12 protein-coding genes are annotated in these 16,119 nt (G+C 60.9%); 7 read left to right on the top strand and 5 right to left on the bottom strand.

Annotated features, from left to right (window positions below; genetic code table 11):
* Positions 1-487 precede the first annotated feature (487 nt).
* The 6 genes from DM374_RS06495 to DM374_RS06470 all read left to right on the top strand — a co-directional run bounded on the left by DM374_RS06495 (position 488) and on the right by DM374_RS06470 (position 8,167).
* The gene (locus tag DM374_RS06495) at positions 488-3,391 is read left to right on the top strand and encodes a ribonucleoside-diphosphate reductase subunit alpha (protein ID WP_110969135.1); all 2,904 of its coding nucleotides are present in this window, start codon (positions 488-490) and stop codon (positions 3,389-3,391) included.
* Between the two features lie 217 nt (positions 3,392-3,608).
* The gene (locus DM374_RS06490) at positions 3,609-4,853 is read left to right on the top strand and encodes a ribonucleotide-diphosphate reductase subunit beta (RefSeq protein ID WP_110969134.1); all 1,245 of its coding nucleotides are present in this window, start codon (positions 3,609-3,611) and stop codon (positions 4,851-4,853) included.
* 366 nt (positions 4,854-5,219) lie between these two features.
* Positions 5,220-5,444, top strand: a complete 225-nt coding sequence (locus DM374_RS06485; protein ID WP_110969133.1) for a DUF2188 domain-containing protein — start codon at positions 5,220-5,222, stop codon at positions 5,442-5,444.
* 404 nt (positions 5,445-5,848) lie between these two features.
* Positions 5,849-6,367 (top strand): BRO-N domain-containing protein, encoded by a 519-nt coding sequence (locus tag DM374_RS06480; protein WP_110969132.1) that lies wholly within the window; start codon positions 5,849-5,851, stop codon positions 6,365-6,367.
* A gap of 327 nt (positions 6,368-6,694) precedes the next feature.
* Positions 6,695-7,255: a DUF1523 family protein gene (locus tag DM374_RS06475; protein ID WP_110969131.1), complete on the top strand. Its 561-nt coding sequence runs from the start codon at positions 6,695-6,697 to the stop codon at positions 7,253-7,255.
* Positions 7,256-7,474: 219 nt separating this feature from the next.
* Positions 7,475-8,167, top strand: a complete 693-nt coding sequence (locus tag DM374_RS06470) for a hypothetical protein (protein WP_157969674.1) — start codon at positions 7,475-7,477, stop codon at positions 8,165-8,167.
* 77 nt (positions 8,168-8,244) lie between these two features.
* Here the strand turns inward: DM374_RS06470 and DM374_RS06465 are convergent, their stop codons facing one another.
* From DM374_RS06465 to DM374_RS06445, 5 genes are all read right to left on the bottom strand, one after another.
* Positions 8,245-8,988, bottom strand: a complete 744-nt coding sequence (locus tag DM374_RS06465; protein WP_110969129.1) for a class I SAM-dependent DNA methyltransferase — start codon at positions 8,986-8,988, stop codon at positions 8,245-8,247.
* Between the two features lie 138 nt (positions 8,989-9,126).
* Positions 9,127-11,265 carry a catalase/peroxidase HPI gene (gene katG / locus DM374_RS06460; RefSeq protein WP_110969128.1) on the bottom strand — a complete coding sequence of 713 codons (2,139 nt, stop codon included), beginning with the start codon at positions 11,263-11,265 and terminating at the stop codon, positions 9,127-9,129.
* A 309-nt stretch (positions 11,266-11,574) separates the two neighbouring features.
* Complete coding sequence (locus DM374_RS06455) at positions 11,575-14,031, bottom strand: TonB-dependent siderophore receptor (protein WP_404821299.1); 2,457 nt, start codon at positions 14,029-14,031, stop codon at positions 11,575-11,577.
* A 95-nt stretch (positions 14,032-14,126) separates the two neighbouring features.
* Complete coding sequence (locus DM374_RS06450; protein WP_110969127.1) at positions 14,127-15,080, bottom strand: FecR domain-containing protein; 954 nt, start codon at positions 15,078-15,080, stop codon at positions 14,127-14,129.
* Positions 15,080-15,583, bottom strand: coding sequence for a sigma-70 family RNA polymerase sigma factor (locus tag DM374_RS06445; protein ID WP_110969126.1), 504 nt, complete (start codon positions 15,581-15,583; stop codon positions 15,080-15,082). The genes DM374_RS06450 and DM374_RS06445 overlap by 1 nt, the downstream gene beginning before the upstream one ends.
* A gap of 185 nt (positions 15,584-15,768) precedes the next feature.
* On the opposite strand from DM374_RS06445, the gene DM374_RS06440 reads away from it, so the two are divergent.
* On the top strand, positions 15,769-16,068 hold the full coding sequence (locus DM374_RS06440; RefSeq protein WP_177431522.1) for a hypothetical protein: 300 nt from the start codon (positions 15,769-15,771) through the stop codon (positions 16,066-16,068).
* Positions 16,069-16,119 lie beyond the last annotated feature (51 nt).

Here is a 16,119-nt window from a genome sequence, read left to right as displayed (position 1 = left end):
AAGTTATCCACAGGCCGCCGCCTTGCAATACCCCCGAGACCGCATTATCTTGTATCTCAGTCGCAGCAAAACACTACATCTTGGGTTTTCACGAAATTCCCAAGCACAAGACAAGCATCGAACTCAAGCCCTTCAGCGGCTGTTTTTTTTGCTTGAACTTAAAGTGATTTCAGCAGCCAAACCGCTCCTGCGGAGGCGACCGTTGCAAGCCCTTTGAGGGACTTGTTCCGGGTATGGGTAGTGCAGGCCAGGGCCGCACCCCCAACAGCAACAGATTTTGGGTTGTCGACCCAAGACTTTTGACTTCGGCCAGGGAGCGGCATGCGAATGCCCCTTTTTCCTGATCCGTCCCGAAGTCGGGTATGTGCCCAGAGCGGCGCGCGAGAGCCTTTGAGCCACGCGCGTGCCAGGTGCCTGTCGGGCTTTTGGATGGAACGGTTGGCGCCCACCCGGCGCCTAAACAAACTTAAAGAACGTGGAGACACCCATGCAAACCGACACAACTCGCGAGAACCCGCAGGCCAAGGCGCCGCAGGCCGCAGATTCGAATCAGGATCTGGCAGCGACCGCCCCTGGCCAACTGCGCGTGATCAAGCGTAACGGCACTGTCGTTCCTTACACCGACGACAAGATCACCGTAGCCATCACCAAAGCGTTCCTTGCAGTTGAGGGCGGCACCGCCGCCGCGTCGTCGCGTATCCACGACACCGTCGCGCGCCTGACCGAACAGGTCACCGCGACCTTCAAGCGCCGCATGCCTTCCGGCGGCACCATCCATATCGAAGAGATCCAGGACCAGGTCGAACTGGCCCTGATGCGCGCCGGCGAACAGAAAGTCGCCCGCGACTACGTGATCTACCGCGACCAGCGTGCCCGTGAGCGCGCCACCCGCAGCAACACCGACGCCGTCGTGCAACCGCACCCGAGCATCCGCATCACCCTGGCCGACGGCAGCCTGTCGCCGCTGGACATGAACCGCCTGAACACCATCATCACCGAGGCCTGCGAAGGCCTGGCCGAAGTCGATGGCGAGCTGATCCAGCGCGAAACCCTGAAGAACCTGTACGACGGCGTGGCCATCAAGGACGTCAACACCGCCCTGGTGATGACCGCCCGTACCCTGGTAGAGCGCGAGCCGAACTACTCCTTCGTCACCGCCCGCCTGCTGATGGACACCCTGCGCGCCGAAGGCCTGGGCTTCCTCGAAGTCGCCGACGCCGCCACCCACCACGAGATGGCCGACCTGTACGCCAAGGCACTGCCGGCCTACATCGCCAAGGGTGTCGAATTCGAACTGCTCGACCCGGCCCTCGCGACCTTCGACCTCGACCGCATGGGTCAGGCGATCAATCACGAGCGTGACCAGCAATTCACCTACCTCGGCCTGCAGACCCTGTACGACCGCTACTTCATCCACAAGGATGGCGTGCGCTTCGAACTGCCGCAGGTGTTCTTCATGCGCGTTGCCATGGGCCTGGCCCTGGGCGAGAAAGACCGTGAAGCCCGTGCGATCGAGTTCTACAACCTGCTGTCGTCCTTCGACTACATGGCGTCGACCCCGACCCTGTTCAACGCCGGTACCCTGCGTCCGCAACTGTCGAGCTGCTACCTGACCACCGTGCCAGACGACCTGTCGGGCATCTACCACGCGATCCACGACAACGCCATGCTGTCGAAATTCGCCGGTGGCCTGGGCAACGACTGGACCCCGGTGCGCGCGCTGGGCTCCTACATCAAGGGCACCAACGGCAAATCCCAGGGCGTCGTGCCGTTCCTGAAAGTGGTCAACGACACCGCCGTCGCGGTCAACCAGGGCGGCAAGCGCAAAGGCGCTGTCTGTGCCTACCTGGAAACCTGGCACCTGGACATCGAAGAATTCATCGAGCTGCGAAAGAACACCGGTGATGACCGTCGTCGTACCCACGACATGAACACCGCCAACTGGATCCCTGACCTGTTCATGAAGCGCGTCTTCGATGACGGCAAGTGGACCCTGTTCTCGCCATCGGAAGTGCCAGACCTGCACGACCTGACCGGCAAGGCCTTCGAAGAGCGCTACGAGTACTACGAAGCCCTGACCGAGTACAACAAGATCAAGGTGTTCAAGACCATCCAGGCCAAAGACCTGTGGCGCAAGATGCTCTCGATGCTGTTCGAGACCGGCCACCCATGGCTGACCTTCAAGGATCCGTGCAACCTGCGCAGCCCGCAGCAGCACGTGGGCGTGGTCCACAGCTCGAACCTGTGCACCGAGATCACCCTGAACACCAACAAGGACGAGATCGCCGTCTGCAACCTGGGCTCGATCAACCTGCCGAACCACATCGTCGACGGCAAACTCGACCACACCAAACTGCAACGCACCGTGAACACTGCCGTGCGCATGCTGGATAACGTGATCGACATCAACTACTACTCCGTGCCGCAGGCTCGCAACTCGAACCTCAAGCACCGTCCGGTCGGCCTCGGCATCATGGGCTTCCAGGACGCGCTGTACCTGCAACACATCGCCTACGGTTCCGACGCTGCCGTCGAGTTCGCCGACCGTTCGATGGAAGCGGTCAGCTACTTCGCCATCCAGGCCTCCTGTGACCTGGCCGACGAGCGCGGTGCCTACGAGACCTTCCAGGGTTCGCTGTGGTCCAAAGGCGTGCTGCCGCTGGACTCGCAACAGATCCTGATCGAGGCCCGTGGCGCCAAGTACATCGACGTCAACCTCGAAGAGCACCTGGACTGGGCACCGGTTCGCGAGCGCGTACAAAAAGGTATTCGTAACTCGAACATCATGGCCATCGCGCCGACCGCGACCATCGCCAACATCACCGGCGTGTCGCAGTCCATCGAGCCGACCTACCAGAACCTGTACGTGAAATCGAACCTGTCGGGCGAATTCACCGTGATCAACCCGTACCTGGTTCGCGACCTCAAGGCCCGCGGTCTGTGGGACTCGGTCATGATCAACGACCTGAAGTACTACGACGGTTCCGTGCAGCAGATCGAGCGTATCCCGCAAGAGCTGAAAGACCTGTACGCCACCGCGTTCGAAGTTGAAACCAAGTGGATCGTCGATGCCGCCAGCCGTCGCCAGAAGTGGATCGACCAGGCGCAGTCGCTGAACCTGTACATCGCCGGCGCCTCGGGCAAGAAGCTGGACGTGACCTACCGCATGGCCTGGTTCCGTGGTCTGAAAACCACCTACTACCTCCGTGCCCTGGCCGCGACCAGCACCGAGAAGTCGACCATCACCACCGGCAAGCTCAATGCCGTTTCCAGCGGTGGCGACAACAGCGCCCCGGTCCAGGCCCAGGCCGCTCCGGCCGCAGCCCCTGTTCCAGCGCCAGTGCCTAAAGCCTGCGCGATCGACGAGCCGGACTGCGAAGCCTGCCAATAAGGTGATCGTGAGGCTTCCTTCGGGAAGCCTCACTGCTGCCAGGATGAACGGCGTACTCGTGATCGAGGCCGACGCCGTCCCTGAGCCAGAAACAAAAAGACCGAAGCCCCAAGGCTCCGGCTCTCAGATTTTGCGTGCACTGCAGTACCCGAACGCAAGCACCGCAACCAAGATCCACTGGCCATACTGAACATGGCCCTCAAGCAGGAGACCCACCATGCTGAGCTGGGACGAATTCGACAAAGAAGACGGCGAAGCCACCGCCAAAAGCGGTAATGCCCAAGCCGCTGCCACCGGTATCGACAAACTCGACAGCGCCGGCGGTGCCGCCGCCCTCGAAGCCCGCGCCGTGACCAGCAACGACTCTGACGCGGTGATCCGCGCCAAGGCCGCCCTGGACGACCTCGACATCGCCGAAGGCCTGGCCGAGCTGGAAGGCTCCGCCGCCCGCGTTGCCGTTGACGAAAAGCGCATGATCAACTGCCGCGCCGACCTCAACCAACTGGTCCCGTTCAAGTACGACTGGGCCTGGCAGAAGTACCTGGACGGCTGCGCCAACCACTGGATGCCGCAAGAGGTCAACATGACCGCGGACATCGCCCTGTGGAAGAGCCCGGAAGGCCTGACCGATGACGAGCGCCGCATCGTCATGCGCAACCTCGGCTTCTTCTCCACTGCCGACTCCCTGGTTGCCAACAACCTCGCGCTGGCCGTGTACCGTCTGATCACCAACCCCGAGTGCCGCCAGTACATCCTGCGCCAGGCCTTCGAGGAAGCGATCCACACCCACGCCTACCAGTACTGCATCGAATCGCTGGGCATGGATGAAGGCGAGATCTTCAACATGTACCACGAGATCCCGTCGGTCGCGAAAAAGGCCGCTTGGGGTCTGCGCTACACCCGTGCGATCTCCGACCCGGAATTCGATACCGGCACCGTCGAGACCGACAAGGAACTGCTGCGCAACCTGATCGCCTACTACTGCGTTCTGGAAGGCATCTTCTTCTACTGCGGCTTCACCCAGATCCTCTCCATGGGTCGCCGCAACAAGATGACCGGCGTGGCCGAGCAGTTCCAGTACATCCTGCGTGACGAGTCCATGCACCTGAACTTCGGTATCGACGTGATCAACCAGATCAAGATCGAAAACCCGCACCTGTGGGATGCCGAAATGAAGGAAGAAGCCTCGCAGATGATCCTGCAGGGTACCCAGCTCGAAATCGAATACGCTCGCGACACCATGCCGCGCGGCGTACTGGGCATGAACGCCGCGATGATGGAGGACTACCTCAAATTCATCGCCAACCGTCGCCTGTCGCAGATCGGCCTGAAGGAAGAGTACCCAGGTACCACTAACCCGTTCCCATGGATGAGCGAGATCATGGACTTGAAGAAGGAGAAGAACTTCTTTGAGACTCGGGTTATCGAGTATCAGACGGGTGGGGCGTTGAGCTGGGATTGATTTGAAGGGAACGGGCCAGCCAAACTGGCCCGTTCCCTTTTGGAAATAAAAAACCCGCAGTAGCTGAACAATGGCTGCAACCATTGCGGGCTAATGCGGGCTTTTTAACCGTGCGTCTGAACGAAGCCCAGAAGTACGGACCGTGACTGAAACATCCAAATCACGAAGCATTGGGAAAATGCGGGACGTGATTATAGATGACTTACAGACGGTTTCAACGGCCTCATGTCGGAGATATCCACGATAGGTTCACGCAGCCCATAGCTGCTGGACTTTGATCAAGCGAATGAGAGCAGCTGTGCTGCAGCAAATGAACGCTGTACGTCATTTATTAGGGCAAGCGCCCAAAATCATGAGACTCAAAACATGACTGGAAAAAATCAACACGTGGTGCCCCATAACGGCTCTTGGGCGGTTCGCGGGGCTGGTAATTCGAAAGTAACCAAAGAGTTTGACACTCAGCGGGATGCCATCGATTACGCGCGCGACATTGCACGCAACCAAGAGAGCGAACTGCTTATTCATGGGCGAAACGGGCAAATTCGGGAACGCGACAGTCATGGAAATGACGACTTCCCTCCAAAGGGATAACCGTTGAGGCTCAAGGATGAGCCTTTCTACTCCCTTTATATTTCTGAAATTTCCTACACTCCCGCACATTGACGGCGGCGCCAGTGCCTTCTAACTTGGCTACCGGCGCCTAAGAAACGCCACACACGGCGGTACATCCGCTCCCGACAGATGCGGCTTTTTTTTGCCTGTGGTCTACTGCTGCTCGCAAAAAGCTCCGTTATGTCGGGAGTGGACTAATAAAAGACCCGCAAGGGGAATACGTCCGGCCTACCGTGTGAGGTTTCTTAACTCCCGACACCCAGCCCTAAGAAAGCTGCCATCACACGGAGATTTTCAGAAATGCCTATCGACGCTGATGCTCACAGGCTTTCGCAGTCCGCGACCAGCCTGCTTATCAATCCCCGTAAAATCGGAGGCCAGCCATGACTGACCTCTACGAGCCCACCCTCTTCACCCGCCACAACCGCCCTCTCCACACCCTCTGGCTCGAATCCCAAGCCTGGTTCTGCGCCCGCGAATTCGGGCGGCTGATGGGCTGTTATGTCGATGAGCGCACCCTGCGCCGGCTCGATCCGGATCAGCATCGCAGTGTGATGTTGTTCCGCTATGACCGGTATGCCGAGACGCTGATGATCAGCGAGTCCGGCGCCTACACCGTGTTGGCGCATCACTATGTACCAGAGAACCGCTCGCTGCGGCACTGGCTGACCCACGAGGTGGTGGCGGTGTTGCGGGATGAGCAGAACAACGCGGGCGAGGATGGGCCGCGACTGGGCCTGATGCGCTGGGGTCGGAAGCGGGTAGTCAGCCTGCTGTATTGGCAGAGTGAGCCTTGGGTGAGGTTGCGGGATATGCCTGTGGTAGTGGATGGGCCGCAGGTGATGCCACGCGAAGGGATGTCGGCCTGGAAGGAGTGGGTAAAGAGGGTCGTAAGTTTCTGATTTTTGCCCTGCCGCACCGGCGGCCCATCGCGGCGGTCCGGCGTCCCGGTGAACCCGCTCTCATAGAACAAACATGGCTAATTGATTTGGCTGGACTCCGTAGGAGCGAGCTTGCTCGCGAGTGCGTTAGTGAGCTCACCGACGCCTTCGCGAGCAAGCTCGCTCCTACAAGTACAATGCGTACCCGCGAAGGCGGCCCTGAAAGGATCATCTGCTTCTTAACTGGCTGGTGTTTACGCTTTGAGTTGACGCATTCTGTAACAACCATCCTGCGCAAACAGATGGCATTACCCTCATATTCCTCCGTTTCTCGAGAGTGATCACTCAATGCCCTGGGTCAAACGTTCCATTGCCGTTCTCTGCCTGATATTGGTAGCAGTCGCCGCGCTGTGTTTTCACCACTATCTCCCACGCCACAAGGTGGTGCACATCACCGGTGTCGAAGTAAAAAGGATGGACGCAGATGGCGTCATCAATGCAGAAAATCCTGCAGATGGCCCTACCCGGGACGTGTACTTCATCAACACGGTATCGTCGGACGCTGATCGTGAAGTCGTCGTCTATCGCAATGAAGACACTGGCTGGGGGTTCCCTTGGTACTTCAAGTTCGACAGCGCTGATCTGCAGGCCAAGGCCCAGGACTATTCCCGTGATCAGAGCCAGCTAGCGGTGATCCGCTACTACGGGTGGCGCTTCCAGATCTTCTCAATGTTCCCGAACATCACTGACCTCAAGGCCACCACCAGCCGCTCGGAGCCTTTCCCGGTTTTCAACACTATCTTCTTCAGTGTGCTGCTGATCGTAGCGGTCACCATCGGCCTGGTGATCCGACGTCGGCTCCGGCTCAAGCGCGCGCCCTTGGCTCCACAGTCCCATTCATCACAGTAAGCGGCACAGTCGTTGAGCTGATTCAGGGGCCGGCAAGCCGTTTTTTGCCGGCCCTGTATTTCATGGGGCGGCCTTTAGCGAGCAATCTCGCGCCTGCAGTTCAGCGGCGATTCACCCTTGCATTCCCCTCCGAACGCGAAGTGCTCCACATAAAACGGGCGGAAAACGACCTCGGCTTGTGGGATTATTGCCACCCCTTAATTCGAAGGATCGAACACAGTGACGCTCACTGCCCTCCCTTTCATGACTCGTAAAGCCCAAGCCCTCGCCCTTGCACTGGTCGCCGCACATCTGAACGGCTGCGTGACGACGCAGCCACAACCTGATGGCTCTACCCGGGTTAATATTTCCTTGGCAGATGCGCTGGGCCTGCCGCCAGCCACCCAGCCGGCTGCGCAAGCCGCCACCACGTCGACCAATACCACCGCCGCGCAGACCCGTACTGCCAGCCTGCCGAACGTGCGCGCCATCAGTGCGACCAGCCTTTCGGGAATCTTTACCAAGCACCCGTATGACGGCAGCACCGCAGCGCCTTTCCCTCGCGTTGCCGTGACCGTGACCGACTGGAGCCGGAGTGACTGCTGGACCGCAAAGGCAACCATCTGGTGGAGTGCCAGGAAATCCGAGCCGGTGGCGCCGTTCGCCGTGTGCTGGGGCCAGTCCTTGGGCTTCGCGGTCAACAACGCCGCCGGATTGCATATGTTCATGGGACAAACCGCCATGAACACCTCCGGCAACGTGCGCGGCGATGGTCCCAAGCCACCGATGCTGGCAGTGCCAGGCAATCAGCAACTGGGTGAGCGCCAGATGCAGCAGGACTTCCCCGGGTTCATCTCCCAGTTGATCGTGAGCACCGGCTGGGAAGCTGGCGGAGATACCAACATGTGGCTGGTGGGTTATAAAAAGCAGTAAGCGATAGCCCCCAGCACCATTGGCACAGATAGCCAAGGCTCAGCCTTGGCTATCGTCCGAAACCGGCCTCGGCAGAGTCAGATCTTCACACACGCAAACAGCGCATTCCCCGAGGCCTGATCCCACGGCACCAGCTTCTCGTAATCATGCTCCAGCACATGCACCTCGAAGTACGCCTCCAACAGCGCCCGCAGTTCGTCGAAGCTCACCGCCACCATCGGGTGTTCGTCATGCCAGACCTGGGTTTCCCCCGCCAGCGTCCGCTCGATGCTCAACCTCAGCGACTGCCGCTCGCCTTCCCCTTCGTAATACCAGGCTGAACGAAACGCGAACCGGGCCTCGTCGAGTGTGTCGGTGTGGGAGACGAACGAGCCGTTGTCGATCCGCTGCTTGTCCACGGCGTTGAAGCAGAACACGCCACCCGCCGCCAGCGCCGCATGCGCGCTGGCGATACAGGCCTTGAGCCGTTCGATACCGCCGCTGTAGTGGACGGAGTAGAGGAAACAGGTGATCAGGTCCACCGGCTCCGCGACGCTGAAACCGCACATGTCACCGAGGGAGAATTGCGCTTCAGGGCAACGTAGCGTGGCCCGATCCAGCATCGGCTGGTTGATGTCGAGCCCAGCGCTCTGGTAACCGGCATCGATGAAATGACGCACATGAGGACCGGTGCCGCAGGCGAGGTCCAGGTGGCGTTTGCCGCCGTTGCCGAAGAGCTGCTGCAGGCGGTGGGCGCAATGGCTTTGCCCGCGGTAGTCGATGCTGGCGCACATCAGGTCGTAGTAGCCCGACAGGTCGGTATAGAGAGCGTTGCCGGACATGGAAACCTGGGATGTGAAGGGGTCGAGGGGGCGGCATTGTAGCCGAAGCGAATCCAAAAAAAGCCCGGTGAAGCAGAACTTCACCGGGCCTTCATCACGTCAACAGATCACCTGCCTCGCGACAGGCGCCGCTCTGCTTCAGGCGAGGTCGAAACGGTCCAGGTTCATCACCTTGGTCCAGGCGGCGACGAAGTCCTTGACGAACTTCTCCTTGGCGTCGCTGCTGGCATACACCTCGGCGTAGGCACGCAGGATGGCGTTGGAGCCGAACACCAGGTCATTGCGGGTAGCGGTGTATTTCACCTCGCCGGTCTTGCGGTCGCGACCTTCGAACAGCTCGGTGGAGTCGCCCACGGCTTTCCACTGAGTGCCCATGTCCAGCAGGTTGACGAAGAAGTCATTGCTCAACTCGCCGACGCGGTGGGTGAAGACGCCGTGCTGGCTGCCATCGTAGTTGGCGCCGAGGACGCGCAGGCCACCGACCAGCGCGGTCAGTTCCGGCGCGGTCAGGGTCAGCAACTGCGCGCGGTCGATCAGCAACGACTCGGTGCTGGCCGGGCTGTCGGTGTTGCGGTAGTTACGGAAACCATCAGCCAGCGGCTCCAGGTACTCGAAGGACTCCACGTCTACCTGATCCTGACGCGCATCGACGCGACCCGCCTCGAACGGCACATGCACGTTCACACCCGCAGCCTTGACCGCCTGTTCTACACCCACCACACCGGCCAGCACGATCACGTCCGCCAGCGAAGCTTTGTTGGCCGCCTGCTGCACCGCTTTCAGACGGTCCAAAGTGCCGACCGCAAGAGCGTTGACCGCCCAGTCCTTCTGCGGTGCCAGCGCCAACCGTGCGCCGTTGGCGCCACCGCGCTTGTCGCCGCCACGGAAGGTCGAGGCCGAAGCCCAGGCCACCGAGACCAGTTCGCTGACCGACAGACCCGATTCGGCGATACGCGCCTTGATGTCGGCGATGTCGTCCGCGCTCGGGTGATACAGCGCTGCGGGCAGCGGGTCTTGCCAGATCAGGTCTTCGTTCGGCACTTCCGGGCCGAGGTAGCGGGCTTTCGGGCCCATGTCGCGGTGGGTCAGCTTGAACCAGGCGCGGGCGAAGGCATTGCTGAACGCTTGTGGATCGTTGAGGAAGCGCCGCGAGATCGCTTCGAAGCCAGGGTCGAAACGCAGGGTCAGGTCGGTCACCAGCATGGTCGGCTTGCGTTTTTTCGACGGGTCGAACGGGTCGGGCATGATCTCCGGCGCGTCCACCGCTTCGAACTGAATGGCGCCTGCCGGGCTGCGGGTCTGTACCCACTCGAACTTGAACAGGTTCTCGAAGAAGTTGTTGCTCCACTGGGTCGGGGTCTGCGACCAGATCACTTCCAGGCCGGAGGTGATGGCGTGGGCGCCGACACCGCTTTCATAGGTGCTGGCCCAACCCAGGCCCTGGGCCTCGATGCCGCCGGCTTCAGGGTCGACACCCACGTGGGTGGCGGCGCTGGCACCGTGGGTCTTGCCGAGGGTGTGACCGCCAGCAATCAACGCGACGATTTCCTCGTCGTCCATCGCCATGTTGCCGAAGGTGGCGCGGATCGCGGCCGCAGCCGAAGCGGGATCACCACTGGCGTTGGGTCCTTCGGGGTTGACGTAGATGAGGCCCATTTCAGTGGCCGAGAGCGGGTTCTTGGCCAGGGTTTCCGGGTCACGGTGAGTCAGCCAGGCTTTCTCGTCGCCCCAGTTGACGTCCAGGTCCGGTTCCCACACATCCTCGCGGCCCGCACCGAAACCGAAGGTGCGGAAGCCCGAGGACTCCAGCGCCACGTTGCCGGCCAGGATCATCAGGTCAGCCCAGGAAATTTTCTGTCCGTACTTTTGCTTGATCGGCCACAGCAGGCGACGCGCCTTGTCCAGGCTGACGTTGTCGGGCCACGAGTTCAGCGGCGCGAAGCGCTGCTGGCCACGGCCTGCACCGCCACGGCCATCCACTGTGCGGTAGGTACCGGCGCTGTGCCAGGCCATGCGAATGAACAAGCCGCCGTAGCTACCCCAGTCGGCCGGCCACCAGTCCTGGGAATCGGTCAGCAGCGCCTTGAGGTCGGCCTTGAGCGCGGAGTAGTCGATCTTTTTGAATTCTTCGCGATAGTTGAAGTTCTCCCCGAGCGGGTTCGAACGGTCCGAATGCTGGCTAAGCAGCTCTACGCGCAGTTGATTGGGCCACCAGTCGCGATTGCTGGTGCCACCACCGGCTGTATTGTGGAACGGGCATTTACCTTGGTTCGACATGCTGCTTTCTCCTTTTTCCTCAGCAGACCGGCCCTCTGTGTTGCGACCGACGATAGAGCAAGACTAAAACGGTACCAGTCATGGAACAAATTTATGAATTTTATTGAATCGATAGGCATTTCCTTCTGGCGATATGAAGGAAATGCCCGTCGCTCATTAAGTTCCATTCCGTATGACGAATCGTCGACGGACGGTGCTGACTGCGGGGAGAAAGTAAAGCAGAGGCACCGGGACTACTCCACAGCCCGGGCTTGATGAAAGGTTCACTAATCGTTGCCAGCAGAGGCCTTGAACGGCCATTGGCACCGATCAGAAATCGACTGTCGCAGACACCTTCAACGTCCGCGGCTCACCCTGGGTCAGATAATTGTTCGCTGTCGACGCCGAAGCCCAATACGCCTTGTTCGCCACGTTCTCGACATTGGCGCGCAGGGTGATGTACTTGTCGTCGGCCTTGAAGCCATAGCGTGCGCCGAGGTCGACGCGGGTCCAGGCCGGGATGCTCAGGGTGTTGGCTGCGTTGACGTATTCGCCACCGGTACGCAACAGACGGCCACTCACCGCCGCCCCTTCGATGCCCGGCACGTCCCACTCCGCGCCCAGGTTGTACTGGAAGCGCGGCACACCTGCAGCGCGGTTACCATCGGTGGCGCCGCCCGCCGTTTTCTTCTGCTCGGTGTTCATCCACGTCGCACCGGCCAGTACCCGCAGACCATCGATCGGCTCCCCGAAGAGGTTCAGTTCAACGCCTTTGTTGATCTGTTCGCCATCAACATTGAAGGTGCCGAGAACCACGCCGGGCGTGTAGCTGGTGGAGTTGTTCGGCTGCTCGATGTGGTACACGCCGAAAGTTGCGCCGTAGCTGTCCCAGTCCAGCTTGACGCCAGCCTCGGTCTGCTTGCTGCGCTTGGGCGCGAACACTTCACCGGGGTTGGTCACGCCGGTCAACGGCGCGGTCGGCCCCTGGGCCAGACCTTCGATACGGTTGGCGTAGAACGAGACGTGCTCCCACGGCTTGACCACCAGTCCGTAGACCGGCGTGGTGACAGACTCTTCGTAATTGCTAGTGCGAGCACCGCTGGTGGTGTTCCAGGCATCCACTTCGATGGTCTGCCGGCGCACGCCAAGGGTCAGCAATACACGGTCATCGACAAAGCCCAGGGTGTCGGAAACTGCCACGCTTTTTACGCGGTTCTTGCCCACGATACGCGGGTCATGGATATCGCTGCCGAAATACGTGTTGCTCGGGCGGGGAATCTGGATCGGGTTGTAGAGGTTACCGGGCTGGCGATTTGCGACCAGGATTGCCTCGAAGGACGAGCGCTGCTCACCCCACATGCCGGACAGGCCGAAGTTCATCTGATGGCTGACCGCACCGGTGTGGAAGCGACCATTGAGACCAGCCACCGCGCTTTTGTTGTCTTCGTCATGGGGCGAATAGAGAAAGCCCGTACGCGCACTGCCGTCGTTGCCCACATAAAGCGAGGAATACTCGCCATTCTCCCGAGTGTGCTTGGCACCGATGCCGGCGTAGGCGGTCCAGTTGTCATTGAGGTCATACTCGCCGTTGACCATGCCGTAGGTATCTTCCAGCTCCGACCAGCTCCAGTCCTGGGCGTAGTTGTCCTTGGCCGAGGGAGCATCCGGGACCTTGGTGCCGTTGGGGTAGACCACCGAGCGACCATTGTTGATGCGTTGCTTCTGATAGCCGAAGTCGGTCGACAGACGCAGGCGCTCACCACGGTAGTCGAGGCCAACAGCGATCAGCGAGGTGCGTTTGTTTTCGTCGTCAATGGCGGTGTCGCCGCCGCGCTGGGCCAGATTGATCCGCGCACCAAAGCGGTTGTCTTCGCCGAAGCGCTGGCCCAGATCGAGGTGCCCACCGACCTGAGTGTCACTGGTGTAATCGAGGGTGACGCTGCGGGTTGGTGTGTCATCGGCGCGCTTGGGCACCAGGTTGACGCTGCCACCAATACCGCTGCCCTGCGGTGCAACGCCGTTGAGAAAGGCGTTGGGGCCTTTGAACAACTCGACCCGATCGACCGCTTCGGTGTTGATGATCTGCCGTGGCAGCACGCCATAGAGGCCGTTAAAGGCGATGTCATCGCTCTGCAGCGGCAGCCCGCGAATGGTGAAGACCTGGGAGAAGTTGCCGAAGCCTGCCGATTGGCGCACCGAGGCATCGTTGAGCAACACGTCGCCGATGGTGCGGGCTTGCTGATCGGCCATGGCCTTGGCGGTATAGCTGGTGACGCTGAAGGGCACATCGTTGATCGAGCGGTTGCCCAGCACGCCAAGCCGCGCACTGCGCGCCACCTGGCCGCCGGCGTAGGTGTCGCCGATCATGTTCGAGGCGGCATCGACATTGGTCGCGCCCAATTCCAGCACATCGCCGCTGGACAGCGGGGCCAGGGTGTAGCCGTTGCCGCCGGCGCTTTGCAGGGTGTAGCCGCTGCCCTGAAGCAGCAGCGCGAAGCCGGCCTGCACGGTGTAACTGCCTTGCAAGCCAGGGCTGCGGCGGTCATTGAGCATCTTCGCGTCGAATGACAGCGGCACACCGGACATCGCCGCGAACTGGGCCAACACATCAGCCAGCGGACCGGGCGCGATGCTGTAGCTACGGGCCACGCTGTTGGGCATGGCATCAGCGGCCATCACGCTGTGCGCCGGCATCAGCGCTGCGAGGGCGACAGCCAGGCTCAGCGCCTTCATGGCAACACGTGGTGGGCTGATTCGGGAGATGGACTGCAACGGCCTGGACATCATTCGGAGCTCCTGTCGGCGCCTGAAAAGTGAGGGTTCACTTCCACACCGAAGGAGCGGGGAAAAGGTATCAGCCTGCGCACGATTTTTTTCGTGGCTCAGGCCGGCTCGATGGCAACCCAGTAACGGGTCAGGCTGCTGATACGGATCGGCAGGGTGTCCTGCAGCAAACGCAGGCTGGCATCGGTGTCCTTCAAGGGGAACGCGCCGGAGACGCTGAGCCCGGCCACCAGCTCATGACAGCGCAGTACGCCGGGGCGATAACGGCCAAGTTCGACGAGCAGATCGCTCAGGCGCATATCGCGAGCGACCAACATGCCGTGTTCCCAGGTCAGGGCAGCGGCGTCCAACGGCTCGGCAGCGGCCGTGCGGTCAAGACCGAACGCACTCTGCTCGCCGGCCTTGAGAATCAGGCCCTGGCGCGCATGAAGCGGCACCATCTCCACGGATCCTTCGCTCACCGCGACATGGCTGAGCTGCTCGCCGACCCGGACGCTGAAACGCGTGCCCAGGGCGCGGGCGGTGCCGTGACGGGTCTCGACCATAAAGACGCGGGACGGGTCCTTGGCGGTGCTGATCAGGACTTCGCCTTCCACCAGTTTGATCCGTCGTTCCTGGGCATTGAAGGCAATGTTCAGGGCGCTGCCGGTGTTGATCAGCAGTTGGGTGCCATCGGGAAGGGTCAGGTTTTTCTGTTCGCCAATGGCGGTGCGCTGGTCGGCACTCCATTGCTGCCAGGGCAGTTCGCGGGATGCTATCCATACGGCGGGACCCGCTAACAGGAACAGTCCGAGGCGATGTAGCGCCTGACGACGACCGATTCGCTTGCTGTTGTTCAGCCGCTGGAAGGTGTCGCTGGCGACATTGCCAGGCACGGCGCGCAGATCGCCCAGCAGGGCTTCGGCCCGCTGCCAGGCCTGAGCATGTTGCGGGCTGCGGTCGCGCCAGAGCTGGATCGCGTGATGATCCGCTTCGGTGGCGACGCCGGACTGCAGTTGCACCAGCCAGTCAGCGGCTTCGCCGAGGATCAGCGGGTCGATGGACGGGTTCATCAAGTCACGCTCAGGCAAGCGAGGAAGGCGTCGCGCATGTCGCGTTTGACGGTGATCAGTGAGACGCCGAGTTGTTCGGCGATGTCGCTGTAAGTCAGGCCGTCGATCTGTGAGAGCAGGAAGGTCTGGCGGACTCGGCTGGGCATCTCGCGAAGCATGGCATCGATGCGATGCAGCGCTTCGAGGATCAGCCAACGGGTTTCCGGCGACGGGACTTCGGGCTCGGGCAGGTGGGCGATGGACTCCAGGTAGGCGCGCTCGACCTCCTGACGCCTCCAGCGGTCGATCACCAGGCCTTTGGCGATATGGGTCAGCAGTGCGCGGGGCTCGGTGCCAAAGGTTCTGCTCTGGCGCGTCAGCAGACGGATGAAGGTGTCGTGGGCAAGGTCCGCAGCATCGCTGGCATTACCCAGCTTGCGGCTAAGCCAGCCATGCAGCCATCCATGGTGTTCGCAGTAGAGGGTTTCGATATGCAGATGAGGTGCGCGATCAGTCGACGACATAGAGACCACTGAACACCGGCCTACGACGGCTGGATGTAATTAAGAATTGCTATCAATTCTATCTGTAGGCCGTCGCTGATAGCAATTGCAACAAGGTAAGTACTGACCGACGGGACGCGGCATCTGGCTGTCTTCCTGTGCGAAAATGCCGGGCTTTTTGTTCACCCGATTGGAGATTTACAGTTTTGGTAATGCATTACTCAACGAACGGCGATGCGGTCGCCTGTGGCCGCGCTGGCAATAACCTGAGCACTACTGCAGTGGAAGCCGATGTGGATTGCAAATCGTGCCAGCGCTCACTGACCAAGGTCGAAGCCGCCCCCGTGAAAAAGGCACCGTCGCTGGCGGAACTGCGCAAGCAGCGTCAGGCGAGCCAAGTAAAGACCGCTCCGTTCTGCTTCAAGGCCAACTGGCGCGTGCGCCTCTCGGCCCGTCCTGATCGCTGCCGTTTGCCACGAGGCGTTGCACCTCAGGCATTCGTGTAAGCCAGCCCGCGGGGTTCTGCCCCGCGACTTCCTTGAAGTTTTCAAACGCAA

The sequence above is a fragment of the Pseudomonas huaxiensis genome (assembly GCF_003231275.1).
Taxonomy (GTDB): Bacteria; Pseudomonadota; Gammaproteobacteria; order Pseudomonadales; family Pseudomonadaceae; genus Aquipseudomonas; species Aquipseudomonas huaxiensis.
Note: the sequence above shows the minus strand (reverse complement) of the source record. Positions and strands in the feature narration are given on the sequence as shown.

Bases quoted from the DNA above. Each gene is read 5' to 3' on its own strand.
- katG (WP_110969128.1), bottom strand. From the start codon at position 11,265: ATGTCGAACCAAGGTAAATGCCCGTTCCACAATACAGCCGGTGGTGGC.
- DM374_RS06455 (WP_404821299.1), bottom strand. From the start codon at position 14,031: ATGATGTCCAGGCCGTTGCAGTCCATCTCCCGAATCAGCCCACCACGT.
- DM374_RS06490 (WP_110969134.1), top strand. From the start codon at position 3,609: ATGCTGAGCTGGGACGAATTCGACAAAGAAGACGGCGAAGCCACCGCC.
- DM374_RS06480 (WP_110969132.1), top strand. From the start codon at position 5,849: ATGACTGACCTCTACGAGCCCACCCTCTTCACCCGCCACAACCGCCCT.
- DM374_RS06475 (WP_110969131.1), top strand. From the start codon at position 6,695: ATGCCCTGGGTCAAACGTTCCATTGCCGTTCTCTGCCTGATATTGGTA.
- DM374_RS06465 (WP_110969129.1), bottom strand. From the start codon at position 8,988: ATGTCCGGCAACGCTCTCTATACCGACCTGTCGGGCTACTACGACCTG.
- DM374_RS06445 (WP_110969126.1), bottom strand. From the start codon at position 15,583: ATGTCGTCGACTGATCGCGCACCTCATCTGCATATCGAAACCCTCTAC.
- DM374_RS06450 (WP_110969127.1), bottom strand. From the start codon at position 15,080: ATGAACCCGTCCATCGACCCGCTGATCCTCGGCGAAGCCGCTGACTGG.
- DM374_RS06495 (WP_110969135.1), top strand. From the start codon at position 488: ATGCAAACCGACACAACTCGCGAGAACCCGCAGGCCAAGGCGCCGCAG.
- DM374_RS06485 (WP_110969133.1), top strand. From the start codon at position 5,220: ATGACTGGAAAAAATCAACACGTGGTGCCCCATAACGGCTCTTGGGCG.